The sequence below is a fragment of the Streptomyces kronopolitis genome, assembly GCF_050953795.1.
Lineage (GTDB): Bacteria > Actinomycetota > Actinomycetes > Streptomycetales > Streptomycetaceae > Streptomyces > Streptomyces kronopolitis_A.
The window spans coordinates 5,507,133-5,523,264 of record NZ_CP191850.1 but is presented as its reverse complement, the minus strand read 5'-3'; the positions used below and the strand labels follow the sequence as shown (position 1 = coordinate 5,523,264).

20 protein-coding genes and 1 tRNA gene are annotated in these 16,132 nt (G+C 62.2%); all 21 read left to right on the top strand.

The genetic code is table 11. The annotated features are described in order from the left end of the window. The first annotated feature begins 178 nt into the window (after positions 1-178). The 21 genes from ACQP17_RS24575 (at position 179) to ACQP17_RS24475 (ending at position 15,611) form a co-directional block, all read left to right on the top strand. A complete protein-coding gene (locus ACQP17_RS24575) occupies positions 179-913 on the top strand; it encodes a hypothetical protein (protein WP_433858222.1) in 735 nt (244 codons plus the stop codon). After that, a complete protein-coding gene (locus tag ACQP17_RS24570; RefSeq protein WP_433858221.1) occupies positions 910-1,092 on the top strand; it encodes a hypothetical protein in 183 nt (60 codons plus the stop codon). The genes ACQP17_RS24575 and ACQP17_RS24570 overlap by 4 nt, the downstream gene beginning before the upstream one ends. Further along, positions 1,093-1,383 (top strand): hypothetical protein, encoded by a 291-nt coding sequence (locus ACQP17_RS24565; RefSeq protein WP_433858220.1) that lies wholly within the window; start codon positions 1,093-1,095, stop codon positions 1,381-1,383. A gap of 200 nt (positions 1,384-1,583) precedes the next feature. After that, complete coding sequence (locus ACQP17_RS24560) at positions 1,584-2,003, top strand: HNH endonuclease (protein ID WP_433858219.1); 420 nt, start codon at positions 1,584-1,586, stop codon at positions 2,001-2,003. 49 nt (positions 2,004-2,052) lie between these two features. Next, a complete protein-coding gene (locus ACQP17_RS24555) occupies positions 2,053-4,482 on the top strand; it encodes a phage/plasmid primase, P4 family (RefSeq protein WP_433858218.1) in 2,430 nt (809 codons plus the stop codon). A gap of 95 nt (positions 4,483-4,577) precedes the next feature. After that, entirely contained in the window at positions 4,578-5,078 is a 501-nt protein-coding gene (locus tag ACQP17_RS24550; protein WP_433858217.1) for a DNA cytosine methyltransferase, read from the top strand. A gap of 70 nt (positions 5,079-5,148) precedes the next feature. Beyond that, positions 5,149-5,625, top strand: a complete 477-nt coding sequence (locus ACQP17_RS24545; protein ID WP_433858216.1) for a DNA (cytosine-5-)-methyltransferase — start codon at positions 5,149-5,151, stop codon at positions 5,623-5,625. A gap of 51 nt (positions 5,626-5,676) precedes the next feature. Then, positions 5,677-7,551: a DNA polymerase gene (locus ACQP17_RS24540; RefSeq protein ID WP_433858215.1), complete on the top strand. Its 1,875-nt coding sequence runs from the start codon at positions 5,677-5,679 to the stop codon at positions 7,549-7,551. A gap of 471 nt (positions 7,552-8,022) precedes the next feature. Beyond that, complete coding sequence (locus ACQP17_RS24535; protein ID WP_433858214.1) at positions 8,023-9,198, top strand: sigma-70 family RNA polymerase sigma factor; 1,176 nt, start codon at positions 8,023-8,025, stop codon at positions 9,196-9,198. A gap of 90 nt (positions 9,199-9,288) precedes the next feature. Next, a complete protein-coding gene (locus ACQP17_RS24530) occupies positions 9,289-9,453 on the top strand; it encodes a hypothetical protein (protein ID WP_433858213.1) in 165 nt (54 codons plus the stop codon). A gap of 115 nt (positions 9,454-9,568) precedes the next feature. Beyond that, positions 9,569-9,656 (top strand) — tRNA-OTHER (locus ACQP17_RS24525). A 35-nt stretch (positions 9,657-9,691) separates the two neighbouring features. Then, the gene (locus ACQP17_RS24520) at positions 9,692-10,087 is read left to right on the top strand and encodes a hypothetical protein (protein ID WP_433858212.1); all 396 of its coding nucleotides are present in this window, start codon (positions 9,692-9,694) and stop codon (positions 10,085-10,087) included. A gap of 80 nt (positions 10,088-10,167) precedes the next feature. Next, on the top strand, positions 10,168-10,476 hold the full coding sequence (locus ACQP17_RS24515) for a hypothetical protein (RefSeq protein WP_433858211.1): 309 nt from the start codon (positions 10,168-10,170) through the stop codon (positions 10,474-10,476). A 375-nt stretch (positions 10,477-10,851) separates the two neighbouring features. Next, positions 10,852-11,070 carry a hypothetical protein gene (locus ACQP17_RS24510; protein ID WP_433858210.1) on the top strand — a complete coding sequence of 73 codons (219 nt, stop codon included), beginning with the start codon at positions 10,852-10,854 and terminating at the stop codon, positions 11,068-11,070. A gap of 193 nt (positions 11,071-11,263) precedes the next feature. Continuing rightward, entirely contained in the window at positions 11,264-11,539 is a 276-nt protein-coding gene (locus ACQP17_RS24505; RefSeq protein WP_433858209.1) for a hypothetical protein, read from the top strand. 65 nt (positions 11,540-11,604) lie between these two features. Then, entirely contained in the window at positions 11,605-11,763 is a 159-nt protein-coding gene (locus ACQP17_RS24500) for a hypothetical protein (protein ID WP_433858208.1), read from the top strand. A gap of 47 nt (positions 11,764-11,810) precedes the next feature. After that, complete coding sequence (locus ACQP17_RS24495; RefSeq protein WP_433858207.1) at positions 11,811-12,296, top strand: deoxycytidylate deaminase; 486 nt, start codon at positions 11,811-11,813, stop codon at positions 12,294-12,296. Positions 12,297-13,208: 912 nt separating this feature from the next. Further along, complete coding sequence (locus ACQP17_RS24490; RefSeq protein WP_433858206.1) at positions 13,209-14,036, top strand: hypothetical protein; 828 nt, start codon at positions 13,209-13,211, stop codon at positions 14,034-14,036. 70 nt (positions 14,037-14,106) lie between these two features. Beyond that, the gene (locus ACQP17_RS24485) at positions 14,107-14,850 is read left to right on the top strand and encodes a hypothetical protein (protein WP_433858205.1); all 744 of its coding nucleotides are present in this window, start codon (positions 14,107-14,109) and stop codon (positions 14,848-14,850) included. An 83-nt stretch (positions 14,851-14,933) separates the two neighbouring features. Beyond that, the gene (locus ACQP17_RS24480; RefSeq protein ID WP_433858204.1) at positions 14,934-15,203 is read left to right on the top strand and encodes a hypothetical protein; all 270 of its coding nucleotides are present in this window, start codon (positions 14,934-14,936) and stop codon (positions 15,201-15,203) included. A 201-nt stretch (positions 15,204-15,404) separates the two neighbouring features. Further along, positions 15,405-15,611 carry a hypothetical protein gene (locus ACQP17_RS24475; protein ID WP_433858203.1) on the top strand — a complete coding sequence of 69 codons (207 nt, stop codon included), beginning with the start codon at positions 15,405-15,407 and terminating at the stop codon, positions 15,609-15,611. The last annotated feature ends 521 nt before the right edge of the window (positions 15,612-16,132 follow it).

Here is a 16,132-nt window from a genome sequence, read left to right as displayed (position 1 = left end):
CCAGGGGCCCCAACTCCCCACACGTAACCCCTCAGTGCCTTACACGGGCGCTGAGGGGTTTTCGTGCGTTCCGGGCCCCCTAGTCACCGACTCCCTTACCCGTAAGAGACAGAGCAAGTCAGACGGACGGGCAGCGGCAAGGTTCCTGCCCGTCCGCCTTCAAAGGGAGTCATCACACATGGCGAAGCGTTCCATTTGGGCCGGCGACGAAGACAACAAGCCGAAGAAGCGTGAGACTTACTCGGATGACACCGTGGGCCGGCTGCACTCCGGCTACTCCGAGAAGAACGAGAAGGGCAACATGGTGCCCGTGGCGCTGAGTGAGTGGCGCTTTTCCACGGGTGAGAAGACCGTGGCTGACGCTGTTGCCCAGCTCTTCGGCGGCACTCCGGTCGAGAACGAGGAATCGACGTCTGAGAACTTCATTGACGTCTTCACATCGAAGGATCGTATCCCTGTCGTCATTGAGGCTGACGGCGTTTTCTGGGACATGAAGCTTTGGTGGAACGGGAAGCTGAAGCACCACTGTGACGGCTTTGAGTTCCTGTCTCACAAGGACGAAGACGCGATTGGCCAGCCGTGCGGTTGCCCGACCCTTTTCGATGAGCGGAAGGCAGCGGCGAAGGAGGGTGACGCGCCGAACCCGGCTCAGGTGGTGACCTTCTCCCTTGCTGACGACCCGGAGCTTGGCAAGTTCAAGTTTCAGACTGGGTCTTGGACGCTCTTCAAGGTGATTCACGAAGCCGAAGACGACGTTGAGCGCATCGGCAAGGGTGGCAGCGTGCTCGCCTATCTTGAACTTGAGCTTGTGGAGTACACGCCGAAGAAGGGCCCGATGCGGAACAAGCTTGTTTCGTATTACAAGCCCGTCATCAACGTCGTGAAGGCGTACGACGACGCGATTGCCGAGTGAGCAAGCTCGATGCTGCGGAGCCGTACAACTGGGCGCGCGCACTGCGGGACACAGACGACGACACGGTAAAGCTTCCCCTGTGGGAGTTCCCGCCGGAAGCGCGTCTTGCCGTCCTTCATGAGCGTCGCGCCCGGTTCGGCATCCCGACGGCAGACGACTTCGACCCGGAGTATCACTAGGTGGGGCAGCGCGGAACGGTCACCGACTATGCCGGCGAAGCGCTCTACGTCGGTGATCTCATCAACTACTCGACCCGTTGCGGGAATGGCTCACGTTCGTCGGACGCGATCATTCGGGAAATCGAGATTCGCTATGCGTACGGCAAGCGAATCCCCTTCCTGAAGATTCAGCCGACGGGCGTTGAGTCTCGCAGCGGGTTGGAAGTGCGCAAGTCACTGCGCAAGGAATGGATAGGCACCGATCACGTACGGCTCCTGAGAAGCGATGTGACGGGCGAACGGAACGGCTGACACGGCCAAGCCCCGGTATGGAGCACTGCGCTTCGTACCGGGGCTTTTCGTCGTTCAGCCTACTCACGTGAGTAGGTAAGGAATGGACATCATCATTGTGCCCGGCAGCGCTCCGGCTCCGGGTGACGTGCGGCAGGCAGGGGAAGGCGACCGGCTTGTGATTGAACGGCCGATGCGTGAGCGCGCTGAGTGGTGCCGCTATGTGGACGCTGTACGTCATGCCGTCGGTCGTGGCGCTGACGTTCACTGGGTGGTGCGTCGTGGCGCATGAACCGAAGTGCTCTTGTCAGCCGTGCCGGAACAAGCGCCGGAAGTCGTACATCAAGGACTATTACCGGAAGCTTCCGAAGGACAAGCGGCACACCCTGAGTCAGAAGCGTCGGGCAACGGCGTACGGGGTCGAGCACGCCGAGTATTCGCGCACTGAGGTTATGCGCCGTTGGTCGTACCGCTGCGCCTACTGCGACGCGAAGGCCACGCACCTTGACCACGTGCACCCGCTGAGCAAGGGCGGAGCCGACGCCGAACACAACATGTTGCCCGCGTGCGCTCCCTGCAACCTGTCGAAGGGTGCGAAGACGCTTGCCGACTGGGCGCTGACCTTCGGGCCGGCTAGCTAGTCACCGACTCCCTTACGGGTTCACGAGAGACAAACAGAAAGGGTCTTCCGTGGACTTCGTGAGCTTGCTGGGCCGCTTCAAGGACGTCAGCGAAGAGCCGGACGGCGGTTACCTTGCCGTGTGTCCCGCACACAACGACTCGCGTCCGTCGCTCCGTATCTGGCGTGGCGAAGACGACAAGGTTCGCCTTTCCTGCCGTGCCGGGTGCAAGACGGAGCGTGTGAAGGAAGCCGCCGGGTTGGCCTGGGCTGACTTGTTCGACGTGACCGGCGAAGGCATGACCGTTGCCAAGGAACGCCCGAAGATGGTTGGTACCGGGCCGGTTGCGGCACTCCGTATGTGGCTGAACGGTCGTTCGCTGACCCAGGATGCTGCCGCGTACGCTGCCGCCCGGTTCGGTATCGACGTCGACACGGCTGAGCGGCTGGGGCTGAAGGCAAGTCCCGGCAACCCGACGCGCGTTGACGGCAACTTCCCCGACTTCCTGTCGCCCAGCTTCCTTCGGTTCCCCCGGCTTGTCGTGCCGCTGAACGGTTTCGACGGCGTGACCCGTGGTGCTCAGGGTCGAGACCTTTCGGGGCAGTGCCCTGGGCGTTGGCTTTCCCTGAGCAATCCGGACGGGCAGCGCTGGGCCCCGTACGGCGTTTTCAGGGGTGACAGCGGGTATGGCGTCATCCTGGTAACTGAGGGGCCCGGAGACGCGCTCACAGCGGTTTCGGTCGGGTACGACGCCGTTGCCGTCCGGGGCGCTTCTTTGGTCAACTCTCCTGAGCTTGTCGCGGAGTTGGCCGAAGGTCTGCGCGGCTATCAGGTGATCGTTTGCGGGGACAACGACACTGCGGGGCAGGGTTTCACGCTCCGGCTTTCTGAGGGGCTTGCCGGGCACGGTATCGACGTGTACGCGCTCACCATGCCGCACGACGGCGACGACCTTACGGATTGGCGCGCACGCGAAGGTGACACGCTGTTTGCGGCGAAGCTTCATCGCGCCGTGAAGGCGGCTCGACCGGTTCGCGACCGTGCCCAGGTTGAGGCGGAGCACCGTAAAGCCGAAGTCGCGCACCGTACCGGGGCCGTTCAGGTGTCGAGCGATCAGGGCACCGAAGCGGCGCGCATCCTGGGTGAGCTTGTCTCGACCTATGGCGAGTCGGACGCCATGAACGCACACGCCCTTGTCGCATGGACGGACGGGCGTATCAAGTACGCGTCGGGGCTGGGTTACTTCGTGTGGGACGGCGTGACCTGGGTCAAGTCGGCTACCCGCGTGCGGCAGGAAATCCACGCAATGGGTGCCGCCCTTGTCTTGGCCGGCTGTCTCCCTGAGTCGCGCGGTTTCACCATGACGACGCGCATTGACGCGTTGATGACGGAGCTTCGCAGCGTGCCGAGTGTGCATGTCGACGCTGAAGAGTTCGACGCGAAGCCGTTCCTTCTCAGCTTCACGAACGGCGTCGTTGACCTTCGCACGGGCAGGCTCCGGGCGCACGACAAGGGCGACATGTTGACTGTGTCGTTGCCGGTCGAGTATGACCCGAACGCCCAGGCTCCCAGGTGGGAACAGTTCATAACGGAGATTTTCCCGAACAACGCCGATCTTGTGGACTACGTTCAGCGGCTTGTCGGCTACGGCATTACGGGCAACACGAGTGAGCAGTGTTTTGCCGTTCTTTGGGGCAAGGGTGCCAACGGAAAATCGGTCTTCACGGAGACGCTGACGGACGTGTTCGGCCGGATCACGAAGACGACGCCCTTTGCCACGTTTGAGGACAAGGGCAGTGGCGGGGGCATCCCGAACGACCTTGCCGCCCTTCGTGGCGCACGGCTTGTCATGGCATCCGAAGGCGAGTCGGGCAAGCCCATGTCGGAAGCCGTACTGAAGCGCGTGACGGGCAAGGACAAGGTCACGGCTAGGTTCTTGAGGCAAGAGTTTTTCACGTTCGCGCCTACCTTCCTGATCATGCTTGCGACCAACCACAAGCCTAAGTTCCGCTCCCAGGACGAAGGGCTTTGGCGTCGAGTGAAGCTCATTCCCTTCTCTCGGTACTTCGCGCCCGAAGAGCGTGATTACGACCTTGACAGGAAGCTTCGAGCCGAAGCCGCCGGAATCGTGGCATGGGCCGTGCGTGGCGCTGTCGATTGGTACGCGAAGGGACTGAAGGACCCTGAGTCAATCTCGACAGCGACAAGGGAGTATCGGGCGACGTCCGACGCGTTGGCCGGCTTCTTCCCCGGAGTGCTCGAAGCGGCAGACGAAGACACCGTTCTTCCGGGCGCTGACGCCTACAATGCTTACCGCGATTGGTGCGAAGCCGAAGGGCTGAAGTCGACTGAAGTTTGGTCGCGCAAGGCGTTTTACGGTGCCATGGAAGAGCGCAACGTGTCGAAGAAGAAGACCAACAAGGGCATTGCGCTTGTTGGCGTGAAGGTTGCCGACGCACCCGTTGCCGCTACCGGTCCGGGCATCTTCGGCAAGGACTGACCCAGGGGCCCCAACCTACTCACGTGAGTAGGTTGGGGCCTTCTCGCGTACCTAGTCACCGACTCCCTTCTAGGCAGACAAAGAAGGGAAACAAGGTGGCAATCCTAGAACTGTGCGCGGGATACGGCGGGCTTGGCCTAGCCGTTGAAGCGCTCACGGGTGACAAGGTCACGGTCGTCGCTGAGGTACACAAGGCGGCGTGCGAAGTGATGAAGTACCGCTTCCCGGACGCCCCGAACATCGGTGACGTCCAGTACGCCCCATGGGAAGACCTTCAGGGCGAAGTCGACACGATCACGGCGGGCTTCCCCTGCCAAGACATTTCCAATGCGGGCAAGAGGGCAGGTATCAAGGGTGAGCGCTCCGGGATTTGGTTCAACATCGCTGAAGGAATTCGGATCATTCGACCCCGATACGTGTACTTGGAGAACGTCGGAGCGATCCGAAATCGGGGACAAAGCTCAGTGCTCAGTTCGCTTTCCGAAATCGGGTATGACGCTGCGTGGACGGCTATTCGAGCTAGTGAAATCGGAGCCCCACACGAAAGGCTCCGTTGGTTCTGCGTTGCCACTCTTGCCGACGCCGACGGTATCTGACGCCGACCGTGGGCCCGACTTCGCTAAGGCCGCTCGACCTGGGGCAGGTGGCGACGACCTTGTAACCGCAGTGGCAAAGCTCTTCCCGCGCGACAAGGCTGACACGCTCTTCAAGACGCCGACGGCGAACCTGGGCAGCAACGGCAGCGCACAGCACCCGGACAAGAGAAAGGCCGGCGGACACGGCCCGACGCTCGAAGATGAAGTGTGCTTTCTCCTGAACGTCACGCCGGAAGATGAGTTGCCCGACGCTGGGCCGCACTCTCCGGCGGAGTGGTGGGGCCCCTTCGCACGCGCCGTGTACCGCTGGGAGACGATCCGGCAGACGGCGGCACCCGTTCCCGTCATCCGTGGCCCCAGGGGCGGCGTGAAGCTGTCTCCGGAGTTCGCAGAGTGGTTGATGGGGCTTGAACCGGGCTGGGTCACGAACGTGCCTGGGCTGACGCACAAAGAGAAGCTTGAGCGCATCGGCAACGGTGTCGTTCCGCATCAAGCCTTCTACGCCTTCCGTGAGCTGAAGACTGTGTTGGACGCACGGAACGGCTAGCACGTCACCGACTCCCTTCCTGGCACATGAAGCTAGGAAGGGAGTCGGACAGTGATTGAGTACCGCCACAATGTGAACGGCGACGTCATTACGGTCTTCGTGCCGGAGACGGACGCTGACCTTCGTGAGTTCATGCACTGGGCGCGCAACAAGCCGGAACTTGCCCTTGATACGGAGACAACGGGGCTCGACATTTACGCCCCTGGGTACCGGCTCAGGACTGTTCAGTTCGGCACAACGCATGAAGCCTGGGTCATCCATTACGAATTGCGCGGACGCTTCAAGGAAGCCGCCGATTACGTACTGAAGCACTGCCCGCGCTTCCTGATTCACAACGCGTCGTTCGACTGGCTTGTGTTGGACGCGCACGCTGACGTGTCCCTTGAATCTCTCGCGCCGCGCACAATCGACACGAAGATTAAGGCGACGCTGATTGACCCGCGTCAGCCCCAGGAAGGCGGCATTGGGACCGGCCTCAAGCCGCTCAGCGCCTTCTACGTTGACCCGACAGCCCCGGACACTCAGGGCGACCTAACGGCCGTGTTCCGGAGCTTGGGGCTCACGAAGGCAACGGGCTTCGCCGGTATCGACCTTCGGCACCCGACTTACAACTTGTACGCCGGTCTTGACGTGATCTACACAGCGCGACTGAATCCGGCGCTTGATGCCGAACACGTGCGCCTCAGCATTCGCCCGACGTTGCTTGAGTACGAACACGAGATTGCCTATATGTGCGCGTACATGCAGCGCGCCGGCCTTGTGCTCGACCTTGAATACGTCGACACCCTTCGTCGGATGCTCCGCGAAGAAGAAGAGAAGTACGCATACATTGCGGCGAGTTGGGGCGTCAACTCCGTCAACTCCGGTGCCCAGGTGTCGGAAGCGTTGCTTGCCATGGGCGAGACGCTGACCCAGACGACCGACGGCGGAGCGCTGAAGGTTGACAAGGCTGTCTTGTTGCCGTTGGCAGACCTTGACCGGGACTGGGAGCGCATCGGGGCGCGTGAGCCGAATCCCCTTGCTGAATCCGTCCTTCGTGCGAAGCGTGCCGGTAAATGGGTCACGGGTTACGCGGACAAGTTCGCGAACAATCACGACGCCAATGGGCGCATACACGGAACGATAAATCCGCTTCAGGCGCGCACGGGTCGCATGTCGATTTCCGGAGATTTCGCGGCTCAAACGCTGCCGTCTTCGGATTGGATGATTCGGCGCGCAATCCTGGGCGACGAAGAGAACCACATCGTTGGTTCCGTCGACTTTCAGGCAATCGAAATGCGCGTGTTGGCGGCACTCGCTGACGTGAAGCGCATGAAGGCCGGCTTCTGTGACCCGGACCCGGACCCGGAGATTTACCCGGACGGCTTCGACATTCACATGTACACGGCGCGGCTCATCAAGGGTGCCGCTGCCAGCAAGCGCGACCGAAAGGTATTCAAAGGGGCGGGCTTCGGCAAGGTCTACGGCGGAGGAATCCAGACGATTTCGCGGCAGACCGGAGCGACCGAAGCGGAGATTGCCCGCGCGGTTGCCGAGTATGACCGCGTGTTCCCTGAGATCAAACGGGCGTCGAGCCGTTGGCAGCGGGAAGCGCGCAACACGGGGCTTGTCACTGTCTCCGTAACCGGTCGCCGGCTCCCGCTCGACCGACACCGTACGTACGCGGTTGTGAACTATCAGTGTCAGTCGGCAGCGCGTGACGTCCTGGGGCAAGCCATGCTCAACATGCGTGACGCTGGGCTTCTCGACTACATGAAGTTGCCGATTCACGACGAAATCGTGTTCAGCGCCCCGAAGGAAGACGCAAGGGACATTGCGCGTGAGTTCGAGAAGTGCATGACCATGGATCTCTTCGGCGTGCCGGTCACGGCTGAGGCTGATCTAGGGGGCCGTTCCTGGGGCTCCCTGTACGGCGCTGACTTCTAAGCGGAACCCTTCCGCCTGCCCCGTGTTCGAACATCTACGGTCACGGCACGGTCACGATTCGAGCCTACTCACGTGAGTAGGCAGCGCCTACATCTGACGGAGTACCTAAGCCCCGTTGCCTGTATCGCGAAGGTAACGGGGCCGTCTGAATATGCCAGACCCGTACATCTTAAGGATGAGACGGCGTCACGCCTTCGATTTAGCTACATCCCTACCAAGATCAACACAGTCTCTACGGGTGCCAGGGACAAGGCAGGTGACTACTCACGTGAGTAGTCACCTGTTACGTTCATGGTGTTCGACGGACCGGAAGTGATCAGCCCCCGTCGGCAAGAGTCGGTGACCTTGATTGGTTGCCCCCGCATGTTCGAACACATGCGGAACCCTTGTCGAGCGCGCTGACACCCAGTCTTGCCGCCCCTAGGTCACCGACTCCCTTCAGCGGAATCAAACGACCTAGGGAGTCACCCCGTGCTGTCCATCGACACCATTCACGCCGCTCAGAACAACGACCTTGCCGCCGTTGCTGAGGTGATCGAAGCCACTGAGTCCCGAATAGCCGTCCTTGCCCGCAAGGCCGCTAACCGCATGGCTCCGCACGGTGGGCCCCGGTTCCATGACTGGGCCGATGAGTTCGCCCAGGTGGGCCGCGTGGCCGTGTGGGACCTTCTCCCCCGCTTCACGGACACGACGGTTGACGCGTTCGAGCGGCTTGCCTACACGACCATTGAGAACAAGCTGAAGGATGCCGTCCGGGCGGAGCGCAACGGGAACGCTGGGGCAGACGAGAACGCCGTGAAGGTCTTCGCTGCGATGCTCGAAGCCGCCGAAGGCGACGTGTACGAAGCCGCGAAGCTTGCACAGACCATTCCCCCGAAGGGCAAGCGCCTCAGTGCCGCCCGCGCCGAAGCCGCCCGCATGGCGTGGCAGGGTGCCGTTTCGCTCGACAAGGTCACGACGTCGGACAACAACTCTGACGCTGACGGTTCCCTTGGGGACGTCCTTGTTCACCTTGACGAAGAGCCGGACGGCGAGATTCGCCCGAAGGTTGGTCGGGGCGCTGCCATCGAAGCCGCTCAGGTGCTTGCCCGGTACGTGCCCATGCCGGCTGACCCTGAGACCCGTGAAGCCTTCTGTGACGCTCTTGAGCTTGCCGCCCAGGGCTTCACGACTCCGGCTGACGTTGACGTTCTCGAAGACGCCGTGAAGGTCCCCCAGGACCCGACGGAGCGTCGTTACGTGCTCGACGCCATGGCCGTACTTCGCTCCGCTGTCTCGACGGCAACGGAAGGCGCGCTGACCGAAGACCTTCGTGACGTCCGTGAAGACCGCATGGCGGACAGCGCCGAGAAGCACGGACGTGTGAACGACGTCCTTGACTCGATGGGTGCCGCTCAGCGCGACGTTCTCAAGCACTCCTTCGGCGTCAAGGGCGTGACTGACTACGGCTGGGGCGACGGGTGCGACATGGCCGGTATCGGTGCGGCACTCGGCATGACTCATCAGAACGTCGTCGGTAACCGCTCGAAGGGCCGTAAGGCGTTCGCGAAGCGCTATGCCGCCGTGATCCGGCTGAACGATGCCGCCCTTGCCGATGCGCTCGAAGTTGCCGCCGTCGAACTGCACAAGAACGCCGGTCGCAAGTAGCCACCTGGGGCGGAGCCAACGACCGGTTCCGCCCCTAGTCACCGACTCCCTTACTGGCCAATGAGACAGACACACGGATGGAGAAACACAGTGACCTTCAACCTTCGCAGCGGACACAAGGTGACCACTCAGCGCGTCGGCAACGACGTCGAGTTTGTGACCAGCAACCCGGAAGGCGGCGTGATCAGCACTGTGCGCCACTCCTTCGCTGAGTCCGTACCGCTCATCAAGTCGCTTGCCTGCCGCACCCGCTGACCTAGGAGAAGCCCAGTGCAGTTCGTTACCGACATGCTTCAGAACTTTTCGATCATCTGCCTTGCCATCGGCGCAGTGATCCGGAACCGATAGCACGAAGGGGCTTCGGCCCTAAGCCTTAGTAGCTCAACGGAAGAGCTTCCCGACCCGGGGCCTGTAAAGGGCGCAAGGGAATGACGTCGGTTCGAATCCGGCCTAGGGCACGCATTACCCAGTACACGACGAAGGAGAGAACGGCGTGAGGGTCTACCGAGTAGGGCACAGAACAGCGCTCGATGCGGGCTTTCCGTCCGGCCCCTACACGTGCGAAGGGCTCGACCCCGAACACGTTGTTGCACTTTGGGGAATGGCCGGCGATCACACGAACGGCTCGCATCCCAGCCCGTTCGCTGACCCGCTCTTGAAGGGTATTGAGCCCTTCGAGCGTTGCGGCTTCGATTCACGCGAAGCGCTCGACACGTGGTTTGAGGGCTGGGAAAGCCGGCTCGACGCCGCCGGATTCATCGTCTGGGAATACGACGTGCCCGACTGGGCGGCACGCGTAGGCCGAAACGGGCAAGTCGTCTTCAACAACTTCGAAGCCTTCGAGCGGACGCGACAGCTCTTCAAGGTCGAAGACCTGACGCTTTTCTAATGATCACGGACGGAATACCGGGGCCCCTTTCATGGTGCGCCCTTTTCGTTGCCCAGGCATTTCAAGAGGAGAGAAACAGAATGCTGCGTGTCACGAACGAGACGAAGGCTGAGCTGAAGACGGAGACGGGTCGGGTCGTCGGCTTCGTCAAGTCGTCGGAGCCGGGAAAGATCAGCCTTGCCGTTCCGGCCGATCGTGCCGTGATGACTCCGGCTCAGGCGCGCGCCCTTGCTGCGTGGCTTGTCGAAGAGGCGGACAAGGGCGGACGGGTGCTGACGACCGACGCGCGAACGGCTGAGGGTTGGCGACAGGCTGAGGCGAAGCGACAGGCCGAGATTCGCGCGGCACTGAACACGGATCGTGTGGGCGGTTTCCGCCGTGCCTACTGAGCCGAAGACGCCACGCAAGACGGCTTCTCAGCGACGAACCGAACGCATGGCTGACCGACATGAAGCTTGGGGCATTGCGCGCGGGCTTCTCTCGAAGGGTGACAACGACTGGGCGGAAGGGCTGACGCCGTACGACGTTCTTGCCCTAGCGCAGTGGCTTGCCGCCGATACCGACTGACGACCTGGGGCCCAACCTACTCACGTGAGTAGGTTGGCCCGTTTGGAGAAGCGTGATCCGGCGAATGATGGCACGCGCACAGCGCGCCGAAGTCTGTTGCAAGGGGCACGACCCGAAGCACCATGACCGGGGCACTCAGCGGCGGCGTGAAGAGCGCGCATGGCTGAAGTCGTGGCGCAATGAGGAGAGAGACGAAGATGACGACTAACCCCTTCCTGTCGCTCGACGCTGCGGCAATCGACGTGCTTGACGACATGGTTAACGAGTGGCTTGACCTTGAGCGGCACGGCCAACTGAACGGCGGATTCGGGTACGGGCCGAAGAAGACTGACGCGCTGTCGCTCATATACACCCAGGTACGGGAAGCACACAAGGCACGCGTCGGATACGCCGACGTAGAGACGGACGAAACGTGAAGCGTGTCGCTGTAGCGGTTGCGGGTGTTGCCCTTGTGGGGGCGCTCAGTGCATGTGACCCAGGCCCGGAGTGTGCCGACTGGGACACGAGAACACACCTTGTGACGTCCGTCGGCGTGAACGGGAAGGTGACAACCCACATGGTCACCGACACCTTCTGTGCGCGGTATGTCGAGCCGACGGGAGACGCGAAGTGATCCTTGCCGTTCTTGTGGACTTGCCGGAGCACAACGCGCGTGTCCGGCGCATCAAGGCAGTATTCAACGAAGCGTGTTGGGCGCTCGACGTTGAACCTGAGTTTGTCGACGTGACGTCGTATGACTGCCGCGCCGGCCAAGTTGAGACGGTACCGACGCTGTACGTGTACGACGACGCCGACCCGTACGGGGAGCCGCTAGCGGAGCATCGGGGCGCGTTCACGGCGGACGAAGTGACGGCACTTCTCGAACGTGGCATTGCCCTTGTCTAGGTGTTGTGCCTACTCACGTGAGTAGGCTAATGTTCCCTTCGTAAGCACAGCGAAGGGGAAACGAAATGACAGACCACGTGATCATCATGCAGTGCGGTTGGGCTTCCTGCGACGTGAAGGTGACGCCGGAACAGTGGCGGACGCTGAACTTCGTCCCCTGCCCCACCTGCCCCGAAGGCGGCGTTGATCTGATACACGCTCGACGTCACGGCGACGACGCCTGACAGACACAGCACAGCGAAGCCCCCTGGGAAACCGGGGGGTTTTTGCGTTGGGAGAACGCTTGCGCGACGACTTCTGTACCCACTTTTGCGCGTGCCCCGGACGCTGCGAATCGGAATGCGGGTGCGCGAAGCCCCAGCGCCCAGACTGGGACACGTACTTTCTCGACGGCGCTGCCTGGGTGGCGACACGTGCCGACTGCACACGTTCCAAGGTGGGCGCGATCCTTGTGAACGCGAATCACGAAGTGCGCGGCACTGGGTACAACGGTGCGCCTTCCGGGGTGCCTGGGTGCGCGACTGCCGGAGCGTGCCCACGTGGCCGGCTGAGCGCTGAACAGTGCGCGCCGAACTCCGACTATGCGAACTGTGTTGCTGACCACGCTGAGCGCAACGCGATACGTCACGCGCCTGCCGCTGAGCTTCCCGGCTCGACCCTATACACAACGCGTGAGCCGTGCCCGGCTTGCTGGACGCTCATACGCGCCGCCGGTATCCGTCGTGTCGTGTGGCCTGAATCCAGCCTACTCACGTGAGTAGATTGGTTGGCCCAGGTGACTACTCACGTGAGTAGTCACCTGCTATGATTCAGGTACAAGCTGAACGACAGGGAGGCAGCGAAATGAAGTGCACGACTCACGGTATCGAGTGCGACGGAAACCCGAAGAAGGCTCACATCTTCAGCCGCGAACTTCGGTGCGTGGCACACGGCGAGTCGTGCAACGGCAACCCGAAGAAGGCTCACATCTTCCGATGGGTCTAGGCACCACACGAAAGCCCCAGACTACTCACGTGAGTAGTCTGGGGCTTCTTTCGTTTACCTGACGGTTCGTCAGTTACTTACTTCCTGGCATATGTCAGTGGCTGGGAGTAGTCTCCTCCGTATCGCTTCGCACAGCCGTTCGAACGGATGACGCCCTATGGGTGCGCGTCATCCTGACGGATGAGCGGTTGTGCACCTACACGGTTGTTTCACAACTCGACCTGAGAAGGATCAAACTTCAACCATTCGCACCCGAAACTAGGAAGCACACATTCCGCCTGGGGGGCCCATGCTGCACGTCGTACCGTTCGAAGTCTCGCTGTCCGTCTGGGTGCCGTCTGGCCCGAAGGGCTCATGGCGTCTGTGCACGGCGCTGGGCGGGACACTTACAGATGAACTCATCCAATCCTGTGGTGAGTTGAAGGGCGTCTTCAGGGCTCACGGCAAGCTCATTGCCCGACTGCTCAGCGCGCCGGCTGCACCCCGGTATGACGGCTTCCGGGTGCTTGGCAGGTGTAAAGACACGGACGCTATCGCTGGGTCCGTCGAGTGGGTACGAAGCCGCGAAACCGGGGCACTTGTGGCGTTTCCGGTCACGTGGACGGCTTGTGAATACGTCCACCCGCATGATCAACAACTTGTTGCATAGGCGTTACGGAATCATGTGTTCCGCAACACATGTGCCATGCAACGATTCGCAGGTAAGACGTTGAACACGAAACAAGATCAATTCGGGGTCACAGTGCAACACAGCAAGATCGTTCTTCCCGTCTCAACCCTCGCTTCCGCTGCCGTTGCCTTCGGGCTGGGCGCGTTGATGTTCGCCGGTACCGACGCCCCAGCCGACGCCGCACAGACCCAGGCGAAGCCGTCCGTGAGCACAGCGCCCGACGTGGCTGACACTGACGCCCAGGACGCTGCCGACGACGCGCCCATGTCGGCTTCTAAGGCTCCGGCGACGTCGCCCAGCTCCGGGAAGCACGCGAAGACGTACACGGGGTCTGAGAGGGTCGTCACGAAGCCGTCGACAGCGAAGCACGCGAAGCCGAAGGCGACCACGAAGCCGAAGACGGCGGCAGGTAGCAAGGGCCCGTTCGCGGACTCCCAGAACGACGGCAAGCACCTTGACGACGTCGTGAAGTCGGTCTTGCCGGGGCTGAACGTCCCCGTGCACGTCCCCGATCAGTTGTTGCCGTTCCCCGGCCCTGGGTACACGGGCAAGCCGACGGCACCCCCTGTGACGATTGAGACCCAGGGCGACGCCGACAAGGCAGCGAAGTCGGGCTTCAGCGCTGACGACGTCGTGTCGGGCGCGAACGTGGTCACGGACCCTGACAAGCCCTGGTTTCACTTCCCGACCGGCGTGACCGAAGCGCCCCACGAAGAGCCTGAGCCGGCCGCCCTTCCGGAAGAGCCGGTTGCCTCAACTCCCGTTGTGGACACGCCCGTTGAGGTAACGACGCCGCCGCGCAACACGGGGCTTACGCCGGGCACGCGCCCGAAGTTCTTCTAGCTAGTCACCGACTCCCTTACTGACCTTCAGAAGAAGATCAACTGATCAACTTGCTGAAGGAGTACGGGAGTTGGACACGAAGGCAATCAAGAGAACGCGCCGCGTGCTTGTGGGCGGACGCTGGTTTCTCATCCTGGGGCTTGTCTTCTACTCGACCATGACGACGACGCCCTTCGTCAGCGCTCACAGTCAGTGGGCATGGTCGGGCTGGGTCCTGGGGCTCATCGTTGACGCCGCCTTCATCATGGCCCTGAGCGCCGAAAGCACGCTTGCGAAGTACGGCGTGACGAAGCTGGGTGCGTGGCCTGGGGCGTTCCGCTGGGTCACGGGCCTGTCGTCGGTCTTCCTGAACGTGTGGCTGAGCGTGTCAGCACATGACTGGGTCGGCGTGGCCGTGCACCTGATCGCACCCGCCCTTGTGATGCTTCTCGCTGAAGTCGGGCCCGTGTACATGAAGGCGCTTGCCGACGCTGAGCGGGAAGCCCTGAGCGCCCCTCAGACGGCCCCGGAGCCTTCACGGGTGTTCATGGACGAAGCGGAGTTCTTCGACTACCTCAGCGCCCCGGACACGGCCCCTGAGCCTGCCCCGGAGCCGGACCGCGAAGCCGTGTTCAATCATCAGGTGCTCGACATGCCTGAGCCTGAGCCGGCCAACGATCACGGCGCGCGCCTGCCGAACGCTGAGGCGAACAAGATCATTGAAGAAGGTTGGCGACACAAGCTGAACCCGGTTGAGGTTGCTGCCGCTGCGGGTCGTCATCCTGCGACCGTGCGCAAGAAGTTTGCCCAGCTCGACGCCGAACTGACCGTGTGACCTGAAGCCCCGTACTGACTGCCTACCTGGGCGGTTGGTACGGGGCTTCTTTGCGTTGGCGCTCCGCCCGTACCCTCATGGCCATGGATGACGACGAACTGATGATGGGCCCCATCGGGCCGAAGACGAAGCCCTTCCCGAACGTGCAAGCGATCTTGGCCAAGCTCGAAGGTCGTGCCGCCATGTGGGAACGGGTGGCACGGGACAACAAGGAACGTGCGGAGGACTTCGAGCGTGCCGCCCAACGGATCAGGGAAGGCGCGACGGCGGTGACGGTAGGTCGAACGACGTACTACTTGAGCGACGATGAGACGACGACCCGTGACGAAAACGCAGACGAACCCGTTTCGTAGGCGTACTCTGCAATTGCACCACTCCTGACGGATGATCAACTCAGCCCGGAGTGAGGACAAATCAAGATGACCACAGCGGACCGCGTGAAGACGCGGGGAAGGTCGCTGTACGAGATGGGGACGACTATTCCCCCGTCTCGTCGCCACCCTTCCCCGCCTCTTGAGCGAAAGAGGGTGGCAACCGTGCCGACAGAGCCCCGAGTGATCGAATCGCACCGACAGCCGACGATCACGGCAACCGTGACCGAAGGCTGTGACGTGTGCGCGGCGTTGGCCAAACAGTGGGACGACATGCTTGACCGTGACGTTCTGTTTGAGATCAACAACCACCCGCACGAAGAGCCGAAGCTTTCCCGTGTCAGGAAGTGGAAAGCCGAAGGGCTGTCGGTCGGGGCTCCGGCCGCATGACCGCCCCGGCAAAACGGCTGAGCGCCCGTACAAGCGCCTTACCTGAGCCGGAGCTAGTCAGCCTCATAGACGACCCGCACGGCCCGTACGCCAACTCTCCTGACGGTTGGTGGACGGAGTACGGCGGAGCGCTCGACGTGAAGTCGGGCGTCGTCTATCTGCCCCCAGGAAGCCCGAAGCCGCCATACGTCTTCCCGCCGTGCGTCACGTGCGACCGAAGGCAGGTGGCGTGATGGTGACCCGGAAAGACATCGGTAGGCGCGTCACGGACGGAGAAAGGTCCGGCGTGCTGAAAGACCTTGACCTGAAATGGGTGGACCCGTCTTCACCCCCGTACGAACGCCGAACACTCGCTCAAGCCTGGGTGAGGTTCGACGGGCAGGGGGAACGGCAACTGTCCCCGTCCCTGATCGAGCGCGTATGAAGTGGGTAATCGCATACGTCGCCTGGGTCGCCTGGGTGCTCACCGTGGCCTTCATCGTGGCCCGTGGGGCGTCCGCCTAGACCCCTCACGGCTGACC